The following is a 21,353-nucleotide window of genomic DNA, read 5'->3' on the forward strand; positions in this document are numbered from 1 at the left end:
GCCCGTTCGCACTAGGCGGACCGGCGTGCGGCAATGAACGAGCGAACCATCAGGACCAGCAGGATGGCGCAAAGCCCGAGCATGGCCACGTTGATCGATAAGGCCAGTGGGCTCATATCCGCCGCCCGGACCGCCAGTGCGGCCGCGGGGGCGAGGGCGCCAAGCAACGTCACCACCGCAGCCGCATGCATTAAATGCCGCCGCGCATTGCTGAAGACGAGCGCAAGGCCGCTCAGGACAGCGAGCAGGATCCCGGGATAGGCCGGCAGAAGGGCGGTCTGAGTGCCGGTAGCAAGGTAAGCGCCGAATCCGAGGGCCATGAGCAGTACGGCAAATATGAGGGTGTTCTGTGGCATGGGCTAAATTCCAGTTTTGGCAGTGAGGGCGGCAGTTAAGGGTGACTTGCGCCCCTGTCGGCTCGCAAGGGGTCCCTGTGGCACACTCTACGACTATGCGATTCCTAATCCGAATATTCTTTCGCACCCTGCGCCGGGTACTCACCCCGTTCATGATTGCGGGCTATCATCTGTCCAGGCCCCGGGGCATTCAGCGAACGGCCGAGGACCAGCGTGCCGTGGATGAGGGTACCGGCTGGTTGGCGCTGTACCACTTTCCCGCCTGTCCGTTCTGCATCAAGGTCCGCCGGGTCATGGATCGCCTGTCGCTGAACGTCGAGCTGCGCAATGCCCTCCAGCCCGGCGAACACCGGCAGACCCTTGAGCGGGAAGGCGGCCGGATCAAGGTCCCCTGCCTGCGGATCGCGGCGGAGGATGGCCGCGTGCAGTGGCTTTACGAATCAGACGACATCATCGCGTATCTCGAGGAGCGGTTCGGCTCGTCGGGGTGATTGGGTGCCTGCAAGGACGCCGCAATGACCGATGCCCGCCGGCAGAGTCCGGCCGCCGCGCGCAACCGGCAAGCCATCCTTGAGGTCCTGCAGGGAGTGCTACCTCACCGTGCTGCTCCGGCGGCCGTGAACAGGAAAAACGAATGACGAATTCAGCGATGCGCATCTATTTCTATAGCGCGCAAAAGTACGACCAGACCTTCTTTGAACAGGCGAACACCGCCCATGGCTTTGATCTGGCTTTCACCGAGTCACCGCTGAATGCCGACACGGCCCGACTGGCCAGTGGGGCGGAGGTCATCTGCGCATTCGTCAACGACACCCTGGACGCCGCCTGCCTGCAAGCGCTGGCTGACGCCGGGGTGCGCACGGTGGCCCTGCGGTGCGCCGGGTTCAATCACGTTGATCTCGCCGAGGCCAAGCGTCAGGGACTGGCGGTGGTTTCGGTGCCGGCCTACTCCCCGGAAGCGGTCGCCGAGCACACGCTGGCCCTGATTCTGACGCTGAATCGGAACACCCATCGCGCCTATGCCCGGGTCCGGGAGGGGGACTTCAACCTCAAGGGCCTGCTGGGTTTCAATCTCAATGGCCGCACGGTGGGCCTCATTGGCACAGGGCGGATCGGTGTCGCCACCGCCCGCGTGCTCTACGGGCTGGGTGTGTCACTGATCGGCTACGACGTCCACGAAAACCCGGCCTTCACGGCCCTGGGTGGCCGTTACGTGGAGCTCGATGATCTGTATGCCCAGGCCGATATCATCAGTCTTCACTGTCCGCTGACCGAATCTAATCACTACCTGATCAACGCGGCGTCCATCGCCCGCATGAAAGACGGCGTAATGCTGGTGAACACCAGCCGCGGGGGGTTGGTGGATACCGAGGCGGTGATCGAAGCGCTCAAATCCAAGAAAGTGGGGCACCTGGCCCTGGACGTCTACGAGCAGGAAAGTGACGTATTTTTCCGCGACCTGTCGGACGAAATTCTTGCCGACGACGTGCTCTCGCGCCTGTTGACCTTCCCGAACGTGCTGATCACGGGGCACCAGGGGTTCTTTACCCAGGAGGCCATGACGCAAATCGCCGAGGTCACGCTCAGTAACGTGGCCACCGTTGCTCGGGGCGAGGTGTGCGACAATGAACTCACGCGGCTTTTATAAGGGTTGCAACCCGTCGCGTAGGTTTACCGCCCAAGGATTTCTCTTGAAACGCCCAAGAAAGGATCATGCTGGTATGAACAGGGTTCACTCAGTTGGCGGCAAATGGCTCGCGCGGATACAGGCCATTGGCTTCAGCCTCGCCTTTGCATTGACGCTCGTGGCCATGCCGGCCATGGCCATTCAGGACGTCATCGATGCGCTGGAGGAGGCCGGCCTGGAAGTCTCGGAGGAAGACCGGGACGAGATTCTTGAAGCGACCCCGGAGACTCTGTCCATCGTGATGGGGCGGGTGGTTAACCGCGCCGTTGGCATTAATCCTGAGGCAGCGCCGGATGTCGCACGCAATATTGCCAACGCGGTCCCGGAACAGGCGCAGACAGCGGCTGTCGCCGCGACACGGGCGGCTCCCGCGCAAGCCGTGGAGGTGACCACGGCCGCGGTCGAATCCAATCCGGATCGAGCGGCGGCCATTGCCGGGGCGGTGTCTGTCGAAGTGCCAGAGGCGGCGGTTGAAGTGGCCGTCGCCGCGGCCACCGCTGCTCCCGAGCGCGAGGCCGAGGTGCGCTCAGCAGTTCGCGGCAATGCGCCAACCCGGTCACAGGAAATCGATGCCGCGGTGGAAGAAGCGCTATAGCGATCCAAGGGACGCCGATACCGGTGATGCGTCGCGCCAAGCACTTTACAGCCGCGGCGTAGTCCTGACCGGGAGATCATGATGGTGATATTTGTCTACGGTCTCCTGAGGCCCGGCTTCGAAGGCGCAGAGCTTCTGGGGAACGCCCAGTCGCTCGGAGCAGCGACCGTGGTGGGACAGCTCTACGACCTCGGTGGGTTCCCGGGCCTTGTACCTGGCGATGGCCTCGTCCACGGCGAAGTCTGCCGGGTGGACGCCGATCGCTTGCCCGCACTGGACAGATTCGAGGACTACGATCCCGATGATCCTGAGGGCTCCCTCTATGTACGAGTTACCTCGAACGCCTGGCTGGAAGCAACCGGCGACGCACTATCCGTCCAGGTCTATCAGTACAATCGACACGTATCGCCGACCGGCCGAATCATGGATGGAGACTATGCGGGTTACGTGGCGGCGCGGCACTGAAGCTGGCGATTAACTGGAGAAGGCATGAACATCCTGTTCCTGTGTACCGGAAACTCCTGTCGTTCCCAGATGGCGGAGGGCTTCGCCCGCAGCCTCGCGGCGGGCAGCGTCGCAATTGAATCGGCGGGTATCGAGGCCCACGGCAAGAACCCGCGGGCTATCGCGGTCATGGAGGAGGTGGGCGTCGATATTTCCGCGCAGGAGTCCACGCGGCTGACCGACGCCATGCTGGAGCGGGCGGATCTGGTGGTCACGGTCTGCGGTCATGCCGATGAACACTGTCCGCTGCTGCCACCGGGAACCCGGAAGCGGCACTGGCCGCTGGAAGACCCCGCCCGGGCCACCGGCTCCGAGGACGAGGTCATGGCAGAATTCCGCCGTATCCGCGATGAGATTCGCGAGCGGGTGGCGGAGTTGATGGCCATGGTCAGCCACGCTGGCTGAAGAGCGTTCTGTTGGACCACGATGTGGAGTTGGCAGAGGATCAGAAACGGCATCTTCCACCCATGGAATAGTGTTCTCCGTTTTAAGGCGTGCCGATGTTGAGCAACGATGATTTGCAAGTCTTGAAGGAACGGCTGCAACAGGATCTTGCCGCTCTTGAGCGGGGCGCCGATTCACGTCAATCGGGAACGGAGACCGTGGAGCTTGATCAGACCCGAACCGGTCGCCTGACACGCATGGATGCGGTTCAGGGCCAGGCCATGGCAAAGGCGACGGAAGCCCGAGCGCTGCGACAGATGCAGCGGATTCGTACGGCGCTGCGCCGCATCGACGAGGGCACCTACGGAGACTGTGTTCGTTGTGAAGAACCGATAGCTGCGGGTCGCTTGCGGGCCGACCCTGCCACGCCTATCTGCATCAGCTGCGCGGAGCAATCCGAACAGCGCTGAGCCGGCGATTTTCTCCGGGGGTCTGCCCCAGATCTGGGGACACCTCCTGCTTCCCATGATGAAGCTTTTCAAATGTGTCCGCAGCTATGGGTAGACCCCACGCGACACCCATTGTCGCGACCGAGTGGTATCTTCCCGACCGTCAATTATCCAAAACCTTATCCACCAGAAGCCTGATCTTCAGGCCCATCTGGCGTGTCTCTGTGCGCGCCAATTGAACTGATGACTTTTCCTTTCTCCAGCGGAGGATTTGAATGATCAAAGATCGCAAAAAAGCGGCAGCGGTTCAGGAGCGACGTTTCGCGGCACGCAAGCGCGGCTATTCAAAGGCGGTTCGGCGTTTTATGCGGCGCGCCGGTGACCAGTACAGTGCAATCAAAGCGGAACTGCCGGTGAGGTGGTGAATCCCTTTCGCCCGGCCTGAGTAAGTTCAGGCCATCCATACGACGCACTATGTCGCGGCTTGATGTTCAACTGAAGGGCTGAACCCGGTCGCGTTGTCGCTTGCCGCGTACATAGAACCAATCTGGCTGAGGAGTGTTTATGCCGAATTATCAGAAGTGCTGGCGTACGGATCTGAGTGACGTCACTCCTAAAGAACGGGAGCTCGCACGACTGGCTATTAATTTATACCAAGCAGCGGTTAATGGGGAAGCAAAACTTGCCGCTCATCGATCCACCAGGGCCACTTGGAGGTTGCTGGCACCCGTTATTGAGGATCGTTTGAAAGACAAGGAAGGGATGGATCTTGAATTTGATGATGAGAATGAATTGGAGATGCTCCTAGAAAGCCTTGATACGGAAGATGACGATGATGAAGAGGAAGATCACCTTTCAGGGTTAGAGCATTTATTCAACCGCATTCCCAGTCATGTGCAGGAGGAGCTGCAGACGAGGGACGTCGGTGCGTTGTTGACGAAGGTCACCAAGCTCCTCGTGAGCTTACTACAGCTCGATGAAACGGAGCAGGAACTGCTGCTGTTTGTCGAACTGCTACTGACTTCGGGCGCTTTACGCAATATCTGTCGGGCATCCAGCACGGGTACGCTGCCGGTCAACACCAAACGGCTCGCCGCAGCGCTGGATCTCTCAGAGGACTCCATTCAGCGGGCGCTGCGCTCTAACAGCAAGCTTCGAACCTTGGCACTCGTGAAAGTCGATGAGCATTCAGATCTGGAAGACTGCTTAAAGCCAGGTCCAGTGCTCGAAAAGGCAATCGCTTATGCACCACGCGATCGGGAAGAACTGCTAGGCATATTTCTGGAGCCACTTGGGCGCGCCAAGGTTGAAGAGAACGCATTTTCACATCTCGAAACTCAGGTAACGGTCCTGAAGCAGGTCTTGGGTGAAGCGGGCAAGACCTGCGCCGGTGGCGTCAATGCCCTGTTCTATGGCGCTCCGGGCACTGGAAAAACCGAGCTGGCCAAAGTGATCGCCAAAGAGCTGGCGGTCCAGGCCTATTCGGTCCGATCAGCCGATGAAAGCGGTGAGCCGATGGGTCGGGAGGGGCGTCTCGGAGGCTATCAACTGGCCCAGACGTTGATGGGTAGCGCGCAGGCTCCGCTGCTGGTGTTTGATGAGATGGAGGATCTTCAGAGCACCCAGGAACTGATGCTCTCCCGTATGACCGGCTATTCGCCAACTCGGGAGAAGGGATGGTTCAACCGGGCCCTCGAGTCAAATCCGGTGCCGACCATTTGGATTACGAACGACCGGTGGTCGCTGGATCCGGCAGTGCTCCGGCGCTTTCTGCTGCCAGTGGAATTTCGGACACCTCCCCTTTCGGTTCGAGAAGCGATTGCTGGCCGCATACTCGGTGACAGTGGCGCAACGGATAGTTTGATCAAGGAGGTAGCGTCGGACATCGCGGTTACGCCGGCGGTTCTGGATAACGCGCGCCGGGTGGTTGGATTAAGCCCCGGGGCGAACGTCGATGCGCGGGTTCGGCACGTGTTGATGAACATGCGTCAGGCGGTGCGCGGAAGATCGACGCCACGCGTTCGCCGCTCGGATACCACGCTGGATCTGAAGCTGCTGAACATCGAAGGTACAGAGTCACCGGAGACGGTGATTCGTGGCATCCAGGGAAGCGGCCAGGGGCGCCTGTGCCTTTACGGTGAACCCGGTACGGGTAAGACGCAGTTCGCTGAAATTCTTGCTGAGGCTCTGGACCGTGAACTGATTGTCGCCCAGGCCTCCGACATTTTGAACTGTTACGTTGGTGAGACCGAGCAAAACTTGGCGGAATTGTTCGAATCTGCAGATCCTGAGCATGCGGTGCTGCTGCTGGATGAGGTGGACAGCTTTCTGGAAGATCGCCGAAACGCGCAGCGGAGTTGGGAGCGAACCCGGGTCAATGAACTGTTGCAGCAGATGGAGCGCTTCCCCGGCGTTTTTATCGCGGCCACGAACTTGATGGATGGGTTGGATCCTGCCGCGTTGCGCAGGTTTGATATCAAGCTGATGTTTCGGCCGATGAATGCAAGCCAGCGTCGCCGGGTTTTTGCACAGGAGGCGTTTGGCGACCCGGAAGCGCCGGTACCTGAAACCTCTGCACGACTGCTCGCGGGGCTTGAAGGGCTCACGCTCGGCGATGTTGCAAATGTTTGTCGTCAACGCCGGGTGCTTAACGAGGCGCTGGTTCCCGAACAGTTCCTGCGCAGGCTCCGGTCCGAATGGGAGCTGAAGAAGGCACATGGAGAAAACTCAATCCCCAGGCAAGAGTTCTGAGGGTTGAGAGCTTCGGTAAAAGGACGCGGGCTTCCCGCGTCCTTTGTATTAACAATGAGGATCGCGCGGTCTGCCTCCAGCGGGTAATATCGGCACATCGGCGAGAGCCAGGGAACCGGTTCTTCGGCCCGTGAGACAGGGAGGTCGGTATGCCCGGAGCGCAGTTAGAAACACTTCAGCGTCGGACAGATCTTCTAACGCTGCTAAAACCGCCAGGAACGAGTTGGTCGGATTGCCATACCATACGGCGTCTGCAAGAGGCGTTTCCTGACCACTACGCGAACTCGGCGGGTCTTCGTAAGCTCCAGCGAGACATCAAGGAGCTCATTGACTCCGGCGATGCGGAGGCAGGTCAGCGGCAGGGTGGCACCTGGCGCTATCGTCGGGCCCGCTATGACCTCTGGGACGATTCCAGAATTCGGCGGAGCGATACGACGCGTTTGCTGTTTCCACTCCTCGAAGAGGCATCGCGCTCTGGCAGGCTCGAAGAGGTTTGGCATCGTGTTCTCATCGATCAGCAGATGGGCTTGCTCACCCGGGAGCAACTTCTGGTGATCCCTGATCACCTGCAGCTACAACAAGTTCGTATACCGGCAGGCATCCTCCATAATGTTGTATCAGCACTCATCGAATCTCATCCGGTAGAGGCAAGGTATCAAAAAAAGAGTGGTGAGATGAGTGAGGGCAAGCTTCATCCCCAAGCTCTCATTCAGCGAGGACCGATTCCCTACCTCTTAGCGATCAAGGATGGGGAGCGGGAAATCATCAAGCATTTTCCGCTTCATCGAATGCAAAACCTCACAGTGCTTGCGGAGGATACCGGGATTCGACTCCCGAATTTTGATCTTCAGGAGCACATCGCCCAAGGCCATGGCGACTTCGGTCAGGGCGATTCCGTCGACCTCCAGATTCGTGCAAGAGGGTACATCGCTGAGATCCTTCAGGCGTGCCCGCTTACCGCAGACCAAACGCTTGAGTCGGAACCGGACGACCCCGAGTTCGAAATCCGTGTCAGCGCCAAGCTGCCATCCACCGGGTCCCTGTGGCGCTGGCTCCTCGCAGCCGGTGCAAATATTGAAGTGATTGAACCGGAGGATCTCCGGGCCAGAGTGGGTGCGGAGTTGCGCAAAGGAAGTCGGCTCTACTCAAAATTCTCGATGCAGGAATCAGGCGACAATTAGGGTTTGCGGTAACTGAGGAAATCGCGGATCCATAGGATAGTTGAAGAGAACCATGCTAGAACGCTGATTCTACGAAAGGCGTAGCGGGCATCGCGACAGTCTTCGTCGCGGGGTGGTTTTAGAATGTCGGATTAGCTACCACGACGGAGCATAATGATCTTATGAGCAAAACGACTGCGCTCTCTAAGTCCAAAATCCTTGCCTATCGGCAGTGCCCCAAACGGCTGTGGCTGGAGGTTCACTCTCCTGGGCTGAGTCAGGATTCGGCAGCTACTCAGGCGAGGTTCGCCGTCGGGGATAAGGTTGGGGACATTGCGCAGCAGCTCTACGACTCGGATGGGGTCGGCGCTCTGATCGACCCACACACTGAAGGTTTTGCCGCAGCGTTCCAGCGAACTGCTGACCTTCTGGAGTCGTCGCTACCCATTTTTGAAGCCGGGTTTCGGGCCGAAGGCGCCCTAGCCTTTGCCGATGTAATGCTGCCGATGGAAGAAAGTGGCAAAGCTGCCTGGCGGATGGTTGAGGTCAAGTCCTCAACCTCGGTGAAGGACTACCACCGTGACGATGTCGCCATCCAATCCTTTGTCGCACGCAACTCAGACGTGCCCTTAACCGAAGTGGCGTTGGCGCATATTGACAATACTTGGATCTATCCGGGTGATGGTGATTATCGCGGCCTCTTGCGCGAAGTTGATCTGACGCAAGAGTCGCTCAAGCGCGAGGCTGAAGTCCGCGGGTGGATTGCCGAGGCCCAACAGATTGTGGCCCTGCCGGAGGCGCCCAACACAGCCATGGGTCCGCAGTGCACAAAACCCTATGCCTGTGGCTTTATCAACCACTGTCAAAGCCAGACGCCGAGTGCCGAGCACCCGATCGCTTGGCTGCCGGGCCATTTAAAAAAGGATCTCAAGCAACACATCGAGGCGAATTCGCTCACGGAACTGCGGGATCTTCCCGATGATTTGCTCAACGAAAAACAAAAGCGCATCAAAACGGTCACGGTGTCCGGCGACCCCTATTTCGACCAGCAGGCAACACGCGAGGCGCTTGCCGCCCATTCGTTGCCGGCCTATTTTATGGATTTTGAAACCATCGATTTCGCTGTGCCGATCTGGAAGGGAACCCGCCCCTACCAGAAGATCCCCTTCCAGTTCAGCGTCCATTACCTGTCACCGACAGAAAAACTGGGCCATGAAGGGTTCCTCGATCTCTCGGGCGATGAGCCATCGAGCGGATTCGCCGAGGCATTGATCTCGGCCTGTGGGGATACCGGGCCCATCTATGTTTACAACGAGGGCTTTGAAAAACGGGTTATCTGCGAGCTTGCCGAGCGTCTTCCGCATCTCGCCGAGCCGTTACTGGGCCTGAACGCGCGTGTGGTGGATCTGCTGCCGCTGGCGCGATCGCATTATTACCACCCCAGCCAGCAGGGGAGTTGGAGTATTAAGCATGTGCTGCCCGCGCTTTGCCCTGACCTGCGCTACGACGATCTTGATGGCGTTCAGGACGGTGCGATGGCCATGGCCAGGTTCCTGGAGGCACTGGACCCGACAACCAGCGATGCACGGAAAGCGCAGATTGAGCGGGAGTTAGAGGAATATTGTAAGTTGGATACCTATGCGATGGTTCGTATGTGGGCGATTTTTTCGGGTGAGGAACTCACGGCCTAAGGGGGTCTGGAACCGGCAATCCCACAGGCGTCAGGTCCCTGGTGATTGCTGGGGAAACGCGCCGCCCATTTAAGCAAGACATAACCTATCAGTATGTTTTAGTAGGGCATGAAGATACGAAATCATTATCGCCCTAACTTACTTTCGGGGAGCGAATTTAATGCAAAATGAAGTGAATAATGAGTTTACAGAGTCACGCACGGAGCCGTTGCTTCCTTATTACGTATACCTACTTCTCAATCCTTTAGCCCGTAACCGTGTGTTCTACGTGGGTAAGGGTACTGGGCAGCGGGCTGGCGCCCATTACAACGATGTAAACCGATTGCTCAAGCAACTAGCTCAGGAAAGTGAAGACCAGTTGACCAAGGCTGAGCTGACGAGCAAACAGGCTGTAGTCCGCAAGATTGCAGAGGCGGGAAAAAAGCCGCTGGAAGTGATTGTGGGTCGGTATGAGACTGAGCAAGAGGCCTTCGCCGTGGAGGCGACGCTTTTGCATTTTTTATATGGAAAAAGTTCTCTAACCAATATTGCGAGCGGGCGTCGCCACCGTTACATCCGAACCAAAGAAGAATTTGAAGAGATTGTAAAAAATGCACGGGATCAAGAAAATATCCCAAGAAAAGCAGGTGTTGATGAGGAAAAAGTCACAGGACTTCGTACTAACGAATACCGAAATCAAAAAATATTGGGTTTAGAAGAAGCAAGTGCCTATGACACACTCGCGGAACTCCAACAGATTCTAACGGAGAATGCGTTTTTATGGCGTGATTTCGATAACCCTGGCGACCAGTATTTTCACCCCGGAGAATCCAACGGCTATCTTGCGGTAATCGTCAACATTGGCGGCATTGATTTCAATGTTCAATTCACTAAGAAATTGAAATTCAGTATCCAATATATTTATACGCGAGATCCGAATGATAATGAAAACGCCTTGAATAATCTCAAGGATAAAATTGGCTTAGAGTTGAGCGAAGCAAAAGCGGGTCGAAAATATTCCTGGTTAAAGCCTGATGAAAAATATCGTAATATCCCAGATATTCCATCTCTTTTGACAGTTTTAAAAAGCTTTAGAGAAGCGATGGTAGCCTGAATTAATTATGCTAAAAATCCCAATGGTCTTGTATAAAATGTAAGGTGCATAATGGTACAAATAGATTTAAATGATCGACGGTTGGAGCTTGATGATCGATGGTTGGAGCTTGCCGCTCAAGAGGCAAGGTACCAATGGGAGGGGGACGAAGGGCGCTTGGCCAAATGGCTCCAATCAGCTCCTGACATATCAGAGCAGGGTCTAAGGAAGTGGCTCACCAAATGGAAGCTTGCGCGGGTTAATCCTTTGCTTTACCGGGAAGTTCTCGCCCGGGAACTGCAGAAAGCTCGTGAAGAGCTAAGAAATACCGGCGCAAGAGATCTGCCTAAGGCTGTTGGGAAATTATCTACTGCGTTGAAAGAAAACGGAGCTAGCCCAACTCGTCAGACTAGTCTTGCATCAAAGTTCGTGTTCTCTTTATTTCCGGGGAGTATTCCGCCATATGACCAATTTGGGCGGCAAGGGCTGGGGGCTTTTTTTGAAGATGATATCGAGGCACACGATTATTCGCAGTACTTCAAATTATTTATGAAATTCCACGAAGCACTTTGTAGTAATAATAGAGCGGAAAAGGTAATTGCACAGCGTCTCCCAAAAAATTCTAGTTATTTATCTCAAGTTCTACGAATGAGGTTTGCGGATAAGTGCCTGATGCTGATTGGAGGCTTTGATCCAAAGCGAATGGAGAGATAAATCGAAACGGGGCCCAATTGTTTTTGCATGTTGACACATTGGGTAGCCGATTTAATGCAGACAAAACCCGGTGCGTACTTTTGTTGAGCGAGATCAGTCGGAAAGGTGTTAGGTCCCCGACAATTGCATTGACCTGACGCGTCGGGCGTTGATCGCGCGTGGAGCGGTAATGCAAGAGTTTGTGGACGAGCTATGGGGCCACGCCTGATGGAGATACGATTGCACAAGAACGCCACCACGACTCCGGCCCGACGGGCGGCCATACAGACGTCGGACAAGCCGGTCCGGGAGGTGGCCAGGGAGGTTGGGGTCTCCGAGGGCACCATCCGCCGCTGGCGCAGACGGGAGACGACGGAGGACCGTTCGCTCACTGCGCATCGGCTGCAAACGACCATGACGCCGGCACAGGAAGCGGTGGTGGTGGCCGTGCGCAAGACTTTGTGGTCGCGGCTCGAGGACCTGCTGGCGGTCACTCGTGAGTTCATCTGTGAGAAGGCCTCGCGCTCGGCGGTCCACCGGGCGCTGAAACGCCACGGGCTCTCGAGGCTGCCCACGGCAGCGCTGCCCAAGGCCCCCGCCAAGCCGTTCAAGGCCTATGAGCCGGGGTATCTCCATGTGGACGTCAAATACCTCCCGCAAATGGTCGATAAAGACCACCGGCGGTACCTGTTTGTGGCCATCGACCACGCCACCCGCTGGGTCTACGTCGAGCTCTGCGATGATAAGGCTGCGGCAACCGCACGTCGCTTCCGGCGCCACTTGCAAAAGGTGTGTCCGGTCCGTATTCGGACCAACCTGACCGATAACGGCAAGGAGTTCACCAACCGGCTGTTTGGCTCCCGGGCGCGGCAGCCCGCCGGGGCCCATGAGTTCGACCAGCTTTGTGAGGCCCTGGGCACCGAACACCGGCTGACCAAGCCGAAGTCGCCTCAGACCAACGGCATGGTGGAGCGGTTCAACGGCCGGATCAGCCAAGTTTTGGCCACCCACCACTTTGACAGCCGGGTCAGCTTGGAGAAGACGCTCAAGCGGTATGTGAACTCTACAATCACCACCTGCCGCAAAAAGCCCTCGGCCGCACCGATTAAGGCCATGACAAACTGTGACGCTGAGCGCCCCGAATTGTATTATCGCCAGCCGCGTAATCATCCGGAACCTGACAGATACTCAATATGATTCTCGATGAAGATTGTGATGATTCACGGGTTATTGATTTGCTTGAAAGGAATCTCAAGATAGTCCATATTAATGAAAGTAGAGCGAAAACATAAGATATCGGCCTAAGAATGGATATGCCGCAAGGTAGGAGCTCAGACTATAGTCCTAACGCTAGGTTAATCAAGCATAATATCCGCGTGAGGGACGTAAAAAACGGAGTCGGTCTTAGTAATGAAACTTGAGAGGGGGGTCCGGTATGGTCGAGATAGAGCTGAGATCGAAAGGTAACGTCCCTGAAAAATGGTCGAGTTCGCAAGTGCAATTTCTTTCTGTTTTCGGCAGCTTCGTAATCATCAGGACCTATAATCTACTCGCGTTAATCGCGTAGCGATCGCCCTTGTTGTCAGCCGGTAAGAACCCCTTTCGTTAAGGATTAAGTTTATGAAAAATCCCCAAAACCTGACACTCAGCCAGCTCTTGCATGGGCGCTTGTTCCGTATTCCGGAGTACCAGCGGCCGTATAGTTGGCAAAACCAGCAGCGCAAGGAATTGTTTGATGATTTGCTGACACTGCATGATAAGAACCAGGATTTCCACTTCATGGCAACGGTGGTGGGTGTTAACAATGGCCAGCGGGTTCTCGGCACAGATGAGTACCAGGTGGTGGACATCGTTGACGGCCAGCAGCGACTGACAACATTAATTCTTTTGCTCAAGGCGATTGCGCTGGCTTTGGCGAATGACGATCCAGAGCGTCAAAAGCTGGAATCACAGCTTGTCAAAAGTGATGACAGCACGCTGGCATTGCTGCAAACCAATCACGATTACTCGGGATTTTTTATTGACTATATGCGGCACGGTAAGCGAACCACTGTTACGGACTTTGCCAGCGCAGCGGATAGAAACATCGTTGAGGGGATTACAAGCGCAGAAAGTTTCGTGGCGCGATGGCAGCGCGAGACCAGAGAGCCTTTGATGACGCTTCTGAGTTCAGTTAAAAACCGGCTGCGGTTTATCTTCCACGCGCTGGACGATGAGCGCATGGTTTACACCGTTTTTGAGATCCTTAACACCCGTGGGTTGCCTGTCGCTTGGCTAGATCGGTGCAAAGCCGTGTTGATGGGAATTGCGTTTGAAGAGGCGCTGAATCCTCCTGAAATGATTCGGGAGCTTCACGACATTTGGCAACGGATTTACAAGCAGGTTGGTGTGCGTCAAGCGCTGAGTTCTGAGGCGCTGCGATTTGCTGCCACGCTGTGGTCCTCCGACTCGCTAAGCAAAGTCTGCTCCGATGCGGATGCGCTTGAAGTGTTCCGCGACGCCGCCATTGGTAATCCAAACAACACGGTGGCGGTTTCAAGATTTATTGAGCAAGTTGCTGGTGCAGTTGATGAGTTACTAGCGGATACCCAAAAGTCTGCAGTTACCAAAATCGCCCATGCCCGCCTTCTGGCGGTAGCCATTGAACTGCGGTTCTCCGGCGCAGAACAGCAGCGGCTATTGAAACAATGGGAGCACACTTCTTTTCGCATTTTCGGTTTGTTTCGGCGGGACTCGCGCACCGGCGTCGGCGCATACGTCCGCTTGGCCCGTTCGATCTTTGGCAGTGACGGGAGCGAGCCCTCGTACGCGGAATGCATGCAAGCCATCAAAGCGTTGGCAGGAAGCGACAGTCAATTCACCGCGCGAGAAGGTGCAGAAGCGCTGCGCAATACCGATTGCTACGACGGCTGGGAGGAATCCCTGCGCTACTTTCTCTACGCCCGCGAGCGCTGGCTGGATGAGCAAAGCGGCCGCCTTGTTGCTTCAGCACAATGGAATAAGATCTGGGCAGAAAGCGCGAGCCGTACCATTGAGCACATTCTCCCGCAGTCGCCGGATACGGACAGTGCCTGGGCAGAACTGCTAAGGGCATCCGGCGTGAAAGCCGAGAGTGTCTGTAACCGTCTTGGAAATCTGGTGTTACTGCCCAAGCCCTTGAACAGCCAAGCGAGTAATTCCGATTTCAGTGTTAAGCGTAAAACCTATCGCCAAACCGGTTTGGCCATCACCGATGAAATCGCCAGTCACGATAGTTGGGGCCTTGAACAGATCGAGGCCCGCGAAAATGAGCTTATCGAATGGGCGGCGGAGTATTGGGCGGATGTGGAGTAACGGCGAGCTTCCTCACCACTGACCCCGCCCTCGGCCGGCGTTAACCCAGCCTCGCCGAACGGTTTGGGCGTGCGCATAAACACCGCACCCCCAAACGGTCAAATTTTGTTGGCGTTGTCACGCGGCTCAACCGCCAGGCTGGGCGCTATGCCCACGCCCGGCAGTACAAGCGCATGCGCCGCGTGATCAAACGCCAGCGCACAATTGTTGGCTGGCTGCTGCGCGACATAGACCGCAAGGCCACCCCGGATCAGATGGCCCAACGTGCCGAGCCCATAAGAACAAAAGACCAAGAGTAAGAACAAGCTCTACGCCTTCCACGCCCCGGAGGTCGAGTGCATCAGCAATGGCAAGGCCCGACCCTGAGTGTCAACCTTGTACCCGACAGTGACCGAAGGGGTTCCTGTATAACAAAAGCGCACTGAACGGGAGTACGAGCACGTGAACGAAGAGTCCAACGAGGTTCCCACGGAGCCCACGCTGGAGCGGCGCACGCAGCGGCAGTTCACCAGCGCTGAGAAGCTGCGCTTGCTGGGCGCCCAAATGGAGGCGCCTACCGGCCGTGGCTGGAGCCTGCAGCGGCTGCGCGAGCGCATGCTCAAGGCCGCCGCCCGCGTCCAGCGCCATGCACGCCGGCTGCATGTGATCCTGGAGCGTCGCGCCGCGACGCTGTGGCGCAAGGTCCTGGGGCGGCGTCACCAATGGCGACTGGCCGCATGACGGCGTCCGGTTCAACTCGAAAAGCCATCCTCGAGGCACCGGAACAATCCGGCGATGAGGGCGCTCGTCCGCAGCGTGGCCAACCGGCTTCGAGAGCCTTTTTTAAGGCTGCTCAGCGGGTCTCGCACCCGGTTCGGGACCGATGAACCCGCCACCGGCTTCAGCAACGAAGGCGATCGGCACATGAACAGTCCAGTCAGCCAGGCCAAATCACCGCCTGGTGGATTAGGCGGGGTGGATGGTGGCTCCCGACATCACAAACCTCCTCGGTTTTCGGCTCTCGATTGCTCCAGCAGGTCTCTCCCCGCGAAGCGGGCTCGAAACAGAGCATAACTCCTTGGAAGTACATGATTACTCAGGTCGCAACACATAGGCCCATCAAATCCAACTTCGAGGCTCAAACAGCCCCGTATAATGACAAGGCGAAGTCGGGTTCACCATCCTTGGGTAGCGGCCCGAGCAAATGAGTCGGATAGTGCTTTACCCATGGTGAATCGGCGTTTCGGTTTGGGTGGTTCACGCTATGCCATTCCAGTAATCGTAGCGGCATGCCTTCTGGATGTATGGCTGCTACGTCAAAGAATAGTTCTTCAAAATCGCCATAATTTCCGCCAAAGCCAGTTCCTGGGCGGATGATCGCGACAATCCTCGGCAGTATTTTCTGTTCGATATACAGTGCCTGATAGGTAGCTACACCCTCACCGCGAATATAGAGCAGGCTGAATGACGCGGGACCATGTGTGTCGTCGAGCTCTTGGTCGCGTTTCAGAATAAACCACGTTGCGAATGCTGTAATGGGGTTAGCATTCGTTAGGCGCATGGCGAAGTTGTATCGCTCCATTAACCCCGGATGGAACGATTCAGGTAGGCGTGGAGCCCAACCATTTGGAATCAAATCCTCCTTAACCAAGCGCCGCTGACCAAAGATCTGATAACCCCGAAATGGTTCGAGTATGAACGTCTCGTCCAATTTTTCCACGGAGGTTATGGTATCGACATACACAAAACTATTAACCCCGAGGCGCTTTGCGTGACGCACTGGGCTGCCATCAACGCCTGCGGCAGGATAGAAAAGAGAATCTGCCAAAATCTCCTGCAATGGCAGACTGTTACTTGCATCTAAGCGATTTTGTATTTCGGTGGTTAACCAATCCTTCATCTTGCTGAGCCTCCCATAAAGTCCCGCGACTAGCTTATTCACCGCCATGGGATATGCGTGAGTTTTCCGTGGTTTTGTTATACTTTCACAGAGGTTGCAGAGGATACCTGACAAGTGCGTCAGAGGATGTCGCACGGGTTGGTTTCAAAGTGGATCTGGTATAAGAGAAGCTCAAAGCCCGCCATTATGAGCGGCGTGATTTGCGAAGCCGCGCTCTTTGTCTGCTGGTCGGGCGCTGTTAACAGATGGCGCGAACATCACGGTGCCTTTGACGATCTCTTTGTTTTTGTAGCACTCCGACGAGGAATCGGGGGTTCCCATGTGCCCCGTCGTAGAGGATCTTGGATCGGGGCAGGGGAGAGGGGCAGCGTAGAACCGGACGACATTATTTGTCGCAGGTGCGTGATAGTTTGCGGTTGTATTTTGCAGTTGTCGATCTAGGATAGCTAAATTATCAAGGATGAGAGGTATGGAAACAATGGAGCAAGACTTGCAGGGTGGCAACGCGACAGAGCGAAAAAATCTCACTCTAGAAGCCTTTGATGAAACAAGAGTTCGTCTCGCTAGGTTACTTCGGCTTATCGAGTTAGGAGCGCCGCAGTTCATGATCGATAACGAATATCACTGGTTCCAAACGGAGGTACGTCGCGCCGACCAGCGAGTGCGAGGGATAGAGCTGACGCCATACACGCAAAAGCAACAAGCAGAGTTGGATATGCTAGCAGAGATCGAGCGTCTCGATGACGATTAAGTTTATCCATACATCTGACTGGCAGATCGGCAAGGTATTCCGTTTCGTCGATGACGGCACAATGGGGCTTCTTCAGGAGGCACGACTTGCAGCGATCACCCGGCTAGGTGATATAGCGGTTGAACAGGGTGCCAGTCATGTGTTGGTTGCGGGTGATGTCTACGACATGGAGGCACTATCCCCCCGTTCCCTCAATCAGCCGCTGGAACGCATGCGGAGATTTGAAAACGTTACCTGGCATTTGATGCCCGGCAACCACGATCCGAACCGCCCTCACGGCCTCTGGGACCAGTTCCAGCGAAATAGAGTCCCGGAAAATGTAGTGCTGCACCTGTCGGCCGAACCGAGGATTTTTAACGGAGATGGCTTTGCAGTGCTTCCGGCGCCTCTTCAGTACCGGCACACCCTGCGAGATCCCACTGAATACATGGATAAAGTGGAAACACCGGCCGGAATTATCCGTATAGGTCTGGCGCACGGCACGGTCAAGGGGTTTGGCTCGGATGACAAGGACATCTCGAACTACATTAGCCCGGAAAGGCCGAAGGCGGCGGGGCTTGCTTATTTGGCACTGGGCGACTGGCATGGACAGAAGAAAATCAACGAGAAGGTCTGGTACAGCGGCACACATGAAACGGATGGGTTCGAGGTCGCTGGTGGTGGTCAGGCGCTGTTGGTTGAAATCCAAGGAGCTGATTCTGGACCCGTCGTTACACCGATCGAGACCGGCCAATATCGGTGGATGACGTACCGTGAACAAATTAACAGCCGTGAAGATATCGATACTCTCGTCAAGACCTTGCGTGGCAGTGAAGGTGATCTGAACCGAATTCTGGTGCGCCTTGTTGTTGAGGGTGCGGTTTCACTTCAGGACCGACAGTTTTTTGAACAACAGATCGTGGATCAGGTTTCAGCAGCTTTCGGTTACCTGCGAGTCGACGATACTGGGCTGTTTCCTCGACCCAACGACCAAGACCTCGAGCAGATCGATCGAGGTGGTTTCGTGCGAACGGCCGCCGATGTCCTTCGGAAAAAGGCCGAGGATAAAAGTGACTCCGAGCACGAGGTTGCTGCATTGGCGCTCCAGCGTCTGTTCGTTGAGCACATGAAATTACAGAATAGCAGCCAATGAAAATACGCTCCATCGCCGTCAATCAGTTCAAGAAATTCACAACGCCAATGCGTCTCGCCGATATTTGCGACGGCTTGAACATCGTTGTTGGTCCTAACGAGATGGGGAAGTCAACGTTGCTCGATGCGCTGCGTGCCGCGCTGTTTGAGAGATATAGTTCCAGGGCGCAGCCGATTAGAGCGCTTCAAAATGATCGAAATAAGGCGGCACCTGTTGTCGAGCTCGAATTCGAAATCGATGAAGAAGTTTATCGGGTCGGAAAACGGTTTTTAAAAAATGCCTACGCTCACTTGTGCTGTCCGGACGGACGAAAGCTGGAGGGTGATGAGGCCGAAGACAATCTGCGCCGCCTTCTTGGGTTCGATAGACCGGGCAATGTGGGTGCGACGCCCGAAACCCTTGGGATGTGGAATGTGCTTTGGGTTCAGCAAGGCCAGTCCTTTGGTGCGCTTGAACTGCCTGATAGCGCGCGATCAAACCTTCACAGCGCGCTTGAGTCGGAGGTCGGAGAGGTACTCGGTGGCCGGCGCGGACAGGGTTTGATCGACACAGTGCGCAAACAGCTCTCCGGCTTCCTCACTTCCAACGGTAATCCGCGAGGGAGCTACAAACAGCGAATTGAAGAGGTCGGGGAGCGGAGGTCTGAGCTCGAAACGCTGCAAGGTCGTCGTAGCGATCTCTCCCAAACCTTGGATCAATTGGAGGCAGCGCAGGAGAAATTGGCGCGGCTTTCATTGGGAGCGCAAGATCAGGAGGACAAGGAAGCGCTAGACCGGGCGCGGAGGAGACTCAGCGAGCTTGCCAAGCTGGAGTCAAGTATTGAGGCGGCGACGACTGATGTTGAGCTGAAGAAACGTAAGCTCGAACAGGCGGAAGCGGCTATTGCCGAGCGTGGCGCTTTGAGGGATCAAATCAAGAGCGAAGAAGCGGCCGTCCAGGCAGCGAAGAAGAAGCTCGACGAGGTTCGGCAGGCCGAGCAGGAGTTGAAGAAACAGGTCGAGAGTCTTCGCAATGATTCAAAGCAAGCTGAGGAAGTGGTCGCCGAGGGTGACAAAGCTGTGTCGATGGCCCGCCGCGTTCTCACTGCGGTTCAGCGTAGGGATCGTATCCGAGGGTTTCAGGAGCGGTACAAGAAAGCACAAGTGGCCGAGGCGAAGCAAAGAGACGCCCAACAGGGCGCGATGGCCATTTTCGTGACCAATGAGCGAATTGAACACATACGAGATGCGATGAGGCAGCTGGAAATGTCCCGCTCCCGTCTTGCTGCTGCCGCCACTATCATTGCGTTCGATATGCCTTACGACCGCCTAAATAGGATCGAGGTCAATGGCGTGGCTCTTGGGGCCGGTCAGCCATCGATGGAAGCGGTTGAAGAGACGACCATCAGCATTCCCGATTACGGCAGCATTTCTATTCAGCCTGCGATTAAGGACCGAGACCGGCTTATCGCACAGCAGCGTGACGCCGAAAACGTGCTTAAGGCGGCGTTGGAAGAGTGCAGCGTTAAATCGGTTGAAGATGCCGAGGCCCAATTTGCGAGGCGCGAAGAGCTTATACGTGAAGCAGAGTTCGCGCGACAGGAAGCTGAGCTGCATGCACCGGAGACAGATGAATACGCTGCTGGTGCCGAGCCGCTTTTTGACTACATTACTCGCCTGAAGGCCATTCTCGAACGTGAGATGGCGGATCTCGAGATTGAGAACTTGCCATCCGAAACGGATGCTGAGCAGGCCGTGGAGGCTGCCGAGGGAAGCGCGCAGCAAGCAAGGGACACTCAGATCGCCGCGCGAGCGGCGCTTGCCGGCCCGGAAGGAGAGATGAGCCGGGTGCAGAACGAGTTAGGGAGTGTGCAGGAGCGATACGATGAGAGCCACAAACGTATCGATAAGCTGAAGATCAATCTGACTGAAGCCGAAAAGCAGGTTTCAGATAAGGATCTTGAGGCCGTTGTGGCGACCGCGCGTAAGGCGCTGGCGGATCAGGAGCGCGCTGTCTCAGAGCTGGAACGGCAGCGCAAAGATGAGACCTTGGAACAACTAGATGCGCGTATCGCCCGGTTGGAAACGGCGCTCCAAAAGCGCCGTGACAAGCGTTCTGGTTTGAAAGAGAAGGTTGTTCGGCTGCAGTCGCATGTAGAAGCGCTTGAGGGTGCGGGCTTAGATGAGTTGATTCAGAAGAAAGAACGCGAAGTGGAAATGGCCAGAGATCAGCTTCAGCGCCATGAGCGCGAAGTCGCCGTGCTTACCCTGCTGTTATCTACATTGCAGTCTGCAGAGACCGATGCGAAGGAGCGCTATCTCTCGCCCGTCCTGCAACAAGTCCGTCGCTACTTGAAGTGTTTGTTTCCCAACGCTGAGATCGCTATTGATGAGAACTTCCATATCGTTGATGTCATTCGGGAGAATGGCCATAAAGAGTCTTTCGAACACTTGAGTATGGGAACGCAGGAGCAGATCGCTGTTCTCGTCCGTCTCGCTTTTGCAGAGATGCTTGTCGAAAAAGGCCATCCCGCGGCGGTAGTTTTAGATGATGCGCTGGTCTTTTCTGATGATCACCGAATGGAGCGCATGTTCGACATCCTAAATATGGTTGGGAAGAACGTTCAGGTCATCGTGTTGACTTGTCGTGAACAACTTTTCGAGGGTATTGGTGGCAAGCACTTAGAATTGCAGCCTATTAATACGGATGAACTGCCTTCCGCATGATCAGTAACTCAAACCGTCACGGTGTTGTTTAGGTAATAAGTGAAATAACCGGACCCAACCCATTTTATTAAATAACTCTGGGGTCCACTGCAAGTGGGTACGATCACGACCCGATATCCACGCATTCTCATCCTTAAGAATTTTGTTCTGCCGCACTGTGTTCGTTCGCGTAGCTCACACGGTCCCAATCCGGGTCGTCTCTAAACCATGC

The 21,353-nt window shown here is 56.0% G+C and carries 19 protein-coding genes and 2 pseudogenes; 19 read left to right on the forward strand and 2 right to left on the reverse strand.

Features of this window, described 5'->3' with window-relative positions:
- Nucleotides 1-11 precede the first annotated feature (11 nt).
- Nucleotides 12-356 (reverse strand): hypothetical protein, encoded by a 345-nt coding sequence (locus GJ672_RS03665; protein ID WP_154295925.1) that lies wholly within the window; start codon nt 354-356, stop codon nt 12-14.
- A 95-nt stretch (nt 357-451) separates the two neighbouring features.
- Between GJ672_RS03665 and GJ672_RS03670 the strand changes: the two genes are divergently transcribed.
- From GJ672_RS03670 to GJ672_RS03740, 16 genes and pseudogenes are all read left to right on the forward strand, one after another.
- Nucleotides 452-847, forward strand: coding sequence for a glutathione S-transferase N-terminal domain-containing protein (locus GJ672_RS03670; RefSeq protein ID WP_154295926.1), 396 nt, complete (start codon nt 452-454; stop codon nt 845-847).
- Nucleotides 848-990: 143 nt separating this feature from the next.
- Nucleotides 991-2,004: a 2-hydroxyacid dehydrogenase gene (locus GJ672_RS03675; protein WP_304624833.1), complete on the forward strand. Its 1,014-nt coding sequence runs from the start codon at nt 991-993 to the stop codon at nt 2,002-2,004.
- Between the two features lie 73 nt (nt 2,005-2,077).
- Complete coding sequence (locus GJ672_RS03680; protein ID WP_154295927.1) at nt 2,078-2,638, forward strand: hypothetical protein; 561 nt, start codon at nt 2,078-2,080, stop codon at nt 2,636-2,638.
- 78 nt (nt 2,639-2,716) lie between these two features.
- Entirely contained in the window at nt 2,717-3,103 is a 387-nt protein-coding gene (locus tag GJ672_RS03685) for a gamma-glutamylcyclotransferase (RefSeq protein WP_154295928.1), read from the forward strand.
- Nucleotides 3,104-3,127: 24 nt separating this feature from the next.
- A complete protein-coding gene (gene arsC, locus GJ672_RS03690) occupies nt 3,128-3,547 on the forward strand; it encodes an arsenate reductase (thioredoxin) (RefSeq protein ID WP_154295929.1) in 420 nt (139 codons plus the stop codon).
- Nucleotides 3,548-3,642: 95 nt separating this feature from the next.
- Nucleotides 3,643-3,996: a TraR/DksA C4-type zinc finger protein gene (locus GJ672_RS03695; protein ID WP_154295930.1), complete on the forward strand. Its 354-nt coding sequence runs from the start codon at nt 3,643-3,645 to the stop codon at nt 3,994-3,996.
- 254 nt (nt 3,997-4,250) lie between these two features.
- Nucleotides 4,251-4,400 carry a hypothetical protein gene (locus GJ672_RS03700; protein WP_154295931.1) on the forward strand — a complete coding sequence of 50 codons (150 nt, stop codon included), beginning with the start codon at nt 4,251-4,253 and terminating at the stop codon, nt 4,398-4,400.
- Nucleotides 4,401-4,539: 139 nt separating this feature from the next.
- Nucleotides 4,540-6,726, forward strand: coding sequence for an ATP-binding protein (locus GJ672_RS03705; RefSeq protein ID WP_154295932.1), 2,187 nt, complete (start codon nt 4,540-4,542; stop codon nt 6,724-6,726).
- 149 nt (nt 6,727-6,875) lie between these two features.
- Nucleotides 6,876-7,907, forward strand: coding sequence for a YafY family protein (locus tag GJ672_RS03710; protein ID WP_154295933.1), 1,032 nt, complete (start codon nt 6,876-6,878; stop codon nt 7,905-7,907).
- Nucleotides 7,908-8,068: 161 nt separating this feature from the next.
- Nucleotides 8,069-9,577, forward strand: a complete 1,509-nt coding sequence (locus tag GJ672_RS03715; RefSeq protein WP_154295934.1) for a DUF2779 domain-containing protein — start codon at nt 8,069-8,071, stop codon at nt 9,575-9,577.
- A 160-nt stretch (nt 9,578-9,737) separates the two neighbouring features.
- Nucleotides 9,738-10,670 carry a hypothetical protein gene (locus tag GJ672_RS03720; protein ID WP_154295935.1) on the forward strand — a complete coding sequence of 311 codons (933 nt, stop codon included), beginning with the start codon at nt 9,738-9,740 and terminating at the stop codon, nt 10,668-10,670.
- 51 nt (nt 10,671-10,721) lie between these two features.
- Nucleotides 10,722-11,363, forward strand: coding sequence for a hypothetical protein (locus GJ672_RS03725; protein WP_154295936.1), 642 nt, complete (start codon nt 10,722-10,724; stop codon nt 11,361-11,363).
- Between the two features lie 207 nt (nt 11,364-11,570).
- A pseudogene (locus GJ672_RS03730) lies at nt 11,571-12,539 on the forward strand (IS481 family transposase).
- Between the two features lie 423 nt (nt 12,540-12,962).
- Nucleotides 12,963-14,675: a DUF262 domain-containing HNH endonuclease family protein gene (locus GJ672_RS03735; RefSeq protein ID WP_154295937.1), complete on the forward strand. Its 1,713-nt coding sequence runs from the start codon at nt 12,963-12,965 to the stop codon at nt 14,673-14,675.
- A 125-nt stretch (nt 14,676-14,800) separates the two neighbouring features.
- Nucleotides 14,801-14,914: pseudogene (locus GJ672_RS09665) on the forward strand (IS5/IS1182 family transposase); the annotation flags it as partial.
- A gap of 202 nt (nt 14,915-15,116) precedes the next feature.
- Nucleotides 15,117-15,395 (forward strand): hypothetical protein, encoded by a 279-nt coding sequence (locus tag GJ672_RS03740; protein WP_154295938.1) that lies wholly within the window; start codon nt 15,117-15,119, stop codon nt 15,393-15,395.
- A 397-nt stretch (nt 15,396-15,792) separates the two neighbouring features.
- On the opposite strand, the gene GJ672_RS03745 is transcribed toward GJ672_RS03740, so the two are convergent.
- The gene (locus GJ672_RS03745; protein ID WP_154295939.1) at nt 15,793-16,554 is read right to left on the reverse strand and encodes a hypothetical protein; all 762 of its coding nucleotides are present in this window, start codon (nt 16,552-16,554) and stop codon (nt 15,793-15,795) included.
- A 469-nt stretch (nt 16,555-17,023) separates the two neighbouring features.
- Between GJ672_RS03745 and GJ672_RS03750 the strand changes: the two genes are divergently transcribed.
- From GJ672_RS03750 to GJ672_RS03760, 3 genes are read left to right on the forward strand one after another with little or no spacing between them, the layout of a single operon-like run.
- Nucleotides 17,024-17,305 (forward strand): hypothetical protein, encoded by a 282-nt coding sequence (locus GJ672_RS03750; RefSeq protein WP_154295940.1) that lies wholly within the window; start codon nt 17,024-17,026, stop codon nt 17,303-17,305.
- Complete coding sequence (locus tag GJ672_RS03755; protein WP_154295941.1) at nt 17,295-18,437, forward strand: DNA repair exonuclease; 1,143 nt, start codon at nt 17,295-17,297, stop codon at nt 18,435-18,437. Before GJ672_RS03750 ends, GJ672_RS03755 begins: the two co-directional genes overlap by 11 nt.
- A complete protein-coding gene (locus GJ672_RS03760; protein ID WP_154295942.1) occupies nt 18,434-21,142 on the forward strand; it encodes an AAA family ATPase in 2,709 nt (902 codons plus the stop codon). Before GJ672_RS03755 ends, GJ672_RS03760 begins: the two co-directional genes overlap by 4 nt.
- The last annotated feature ends 211 nt before the right edge of the window (nt 21,143-21,353 follow it).

Origin of the sequence: Spiribacter sp. 2438, from assembly GCF_009676705.1 — a bacterium.
GTDB lineage: Bacteria > Pseudomonadota > Gammaproteobacteria > Nitrococcales > Nitrococcaceae > Spiribacter.

What these genes read in the sequence shown, in the direction of transcription:
- GJ672_RS03665 (WP_154295925.1), bottom strand. Translation starts at nt 356, where the DNA reads ATGCCACAGAACACCCTCATATTTGCCGTACTGCTCATGGCCCTCGGA.
- GJ672_RS03670 (WP_154295926.1), top strand. Translation starts at nt 452, where the DNA reads ATGCGATTCCTAATCCGAATATTCTTTCGCACCCTGCGCCGGGTACTC.
- GJ672_RS03675 (WP_304624833.1), top strand. Translation starts at nt 991, where the DNA reads ATGACGAATTCAGCGATGCGCATCTATTTCTATAGCGCGCAAAAGTAC.
- GJ672_RS03680 (WP_154295927.1), top strand. Translation starts at nt 2,078, where the DNA reads ATGAACAGGGTTCACTCAGTTGGCGGCAAATGGCTCGCGCGGATACAG.
- GJ672_RS03685 (WP_154295928.1), top strand. Translation starts at nt 2,717, where the DNA reads ATGATGGTGATATTTGTCTACGGTCTCCTGAGGCCCGGCTTCGAAGGC.
- arsC (WP_154295929.1), top strand. Translation starts at nt 3,128, where the DNA reads ATGAACATCCTGTTCCTGTGTACCGGAAACTCCTGTCGTTCCCAGATG.
- GJ672_RS03695 (WP_154295930.1), top strand. Translation starts at nt 3,643, where the DNA reads ATGTTGAGCAACGATGATTTGCAAGTCTTGAAGGAACGGCTGCAACAG.
- GJ672_RS03700 (WP_154295931.1), top strand. Translation starts at nt 4,251, where the DNA reads ATGATCAAAGATCGCAAAAAAGCGGCAGCGGTTCAGGAGCGACGTTTC.
- GJ672_RS03705 (WP_154295932.1), top strand. Translation starts at nt 4,540, where the DNA reads ATGCCGAATTATCAGAAGTGCTGGCGTACGGATCTGAGTGACGTCACT.
- GJ672_RS03710 (WP_154295933.1), top strand. Translation starts at nt 6,876, where the DNA reads ATGCCCGGAGCGCAGTTAGAAACACTTCAGCGTCGGACAGATCTTCTA.
- GJ672_RS03715 (WP_154295934.1), top strand. Translation starts at nt 8,069, where the DNA reads ATGAGCAAAACGACTGCGCTCTCTAAGTCCAAAATCCTTGCCTATCGG.
- GJ672_RS03720 (WP_154295935.1), top strand. Translation starts at nt 9,738, where the DNA reads ATGCAAAATGAAGTGAATAATGAGTTTACAGAGTCACGCACGGAGCCG.
- GJ672_RS03725 (WP_154295936.1), top strand. Translation starts at nt 10,722, where the DNA reads ATGGTACAAATAGATTTAAATGATCGACGGTTGGAGCTTGATGATCGA.
- GJ672_RS03735 (WP_154295937.1), top strand. Translation starts at nt 12,963, where the DNA reads ATGAAAAATCCCCAAAACCTGACACTCAGCCAGCTCTTGCATGGGCGC.
- GJ672_RS03745 (WP_154295939.1), bottom strand. Translation starts at nt 16,554, where the DNA reads ATGAAGGATTGGTTAACCACCGAAATACAAAATCGCTTAGATGCAAGT.
- GJ672_RS03750 (WP_154295940.1), top strand. Translation starts at nt 17,024, where the DNA reads ATGGAAACAATGGAGCAAGACTTGCAGGGTGGCAACGCGACAGAGCGA.
- GJ672_RS03755 (WP_154295941.1), top strand. Translation starts at nt 17,295, where the DNA reads ATGACGATTAAGTTTATCCATACATCTGACTGGCAGATCGGCAAGGTA.
- GJ672_RS03760 (WP_154295942.1), top strand. Translation starts at nt 18,434, where the DNA reads ATGAAAATACGCTCCATCGCCGTCAATCAGTTCAAGAAATTCACAACG.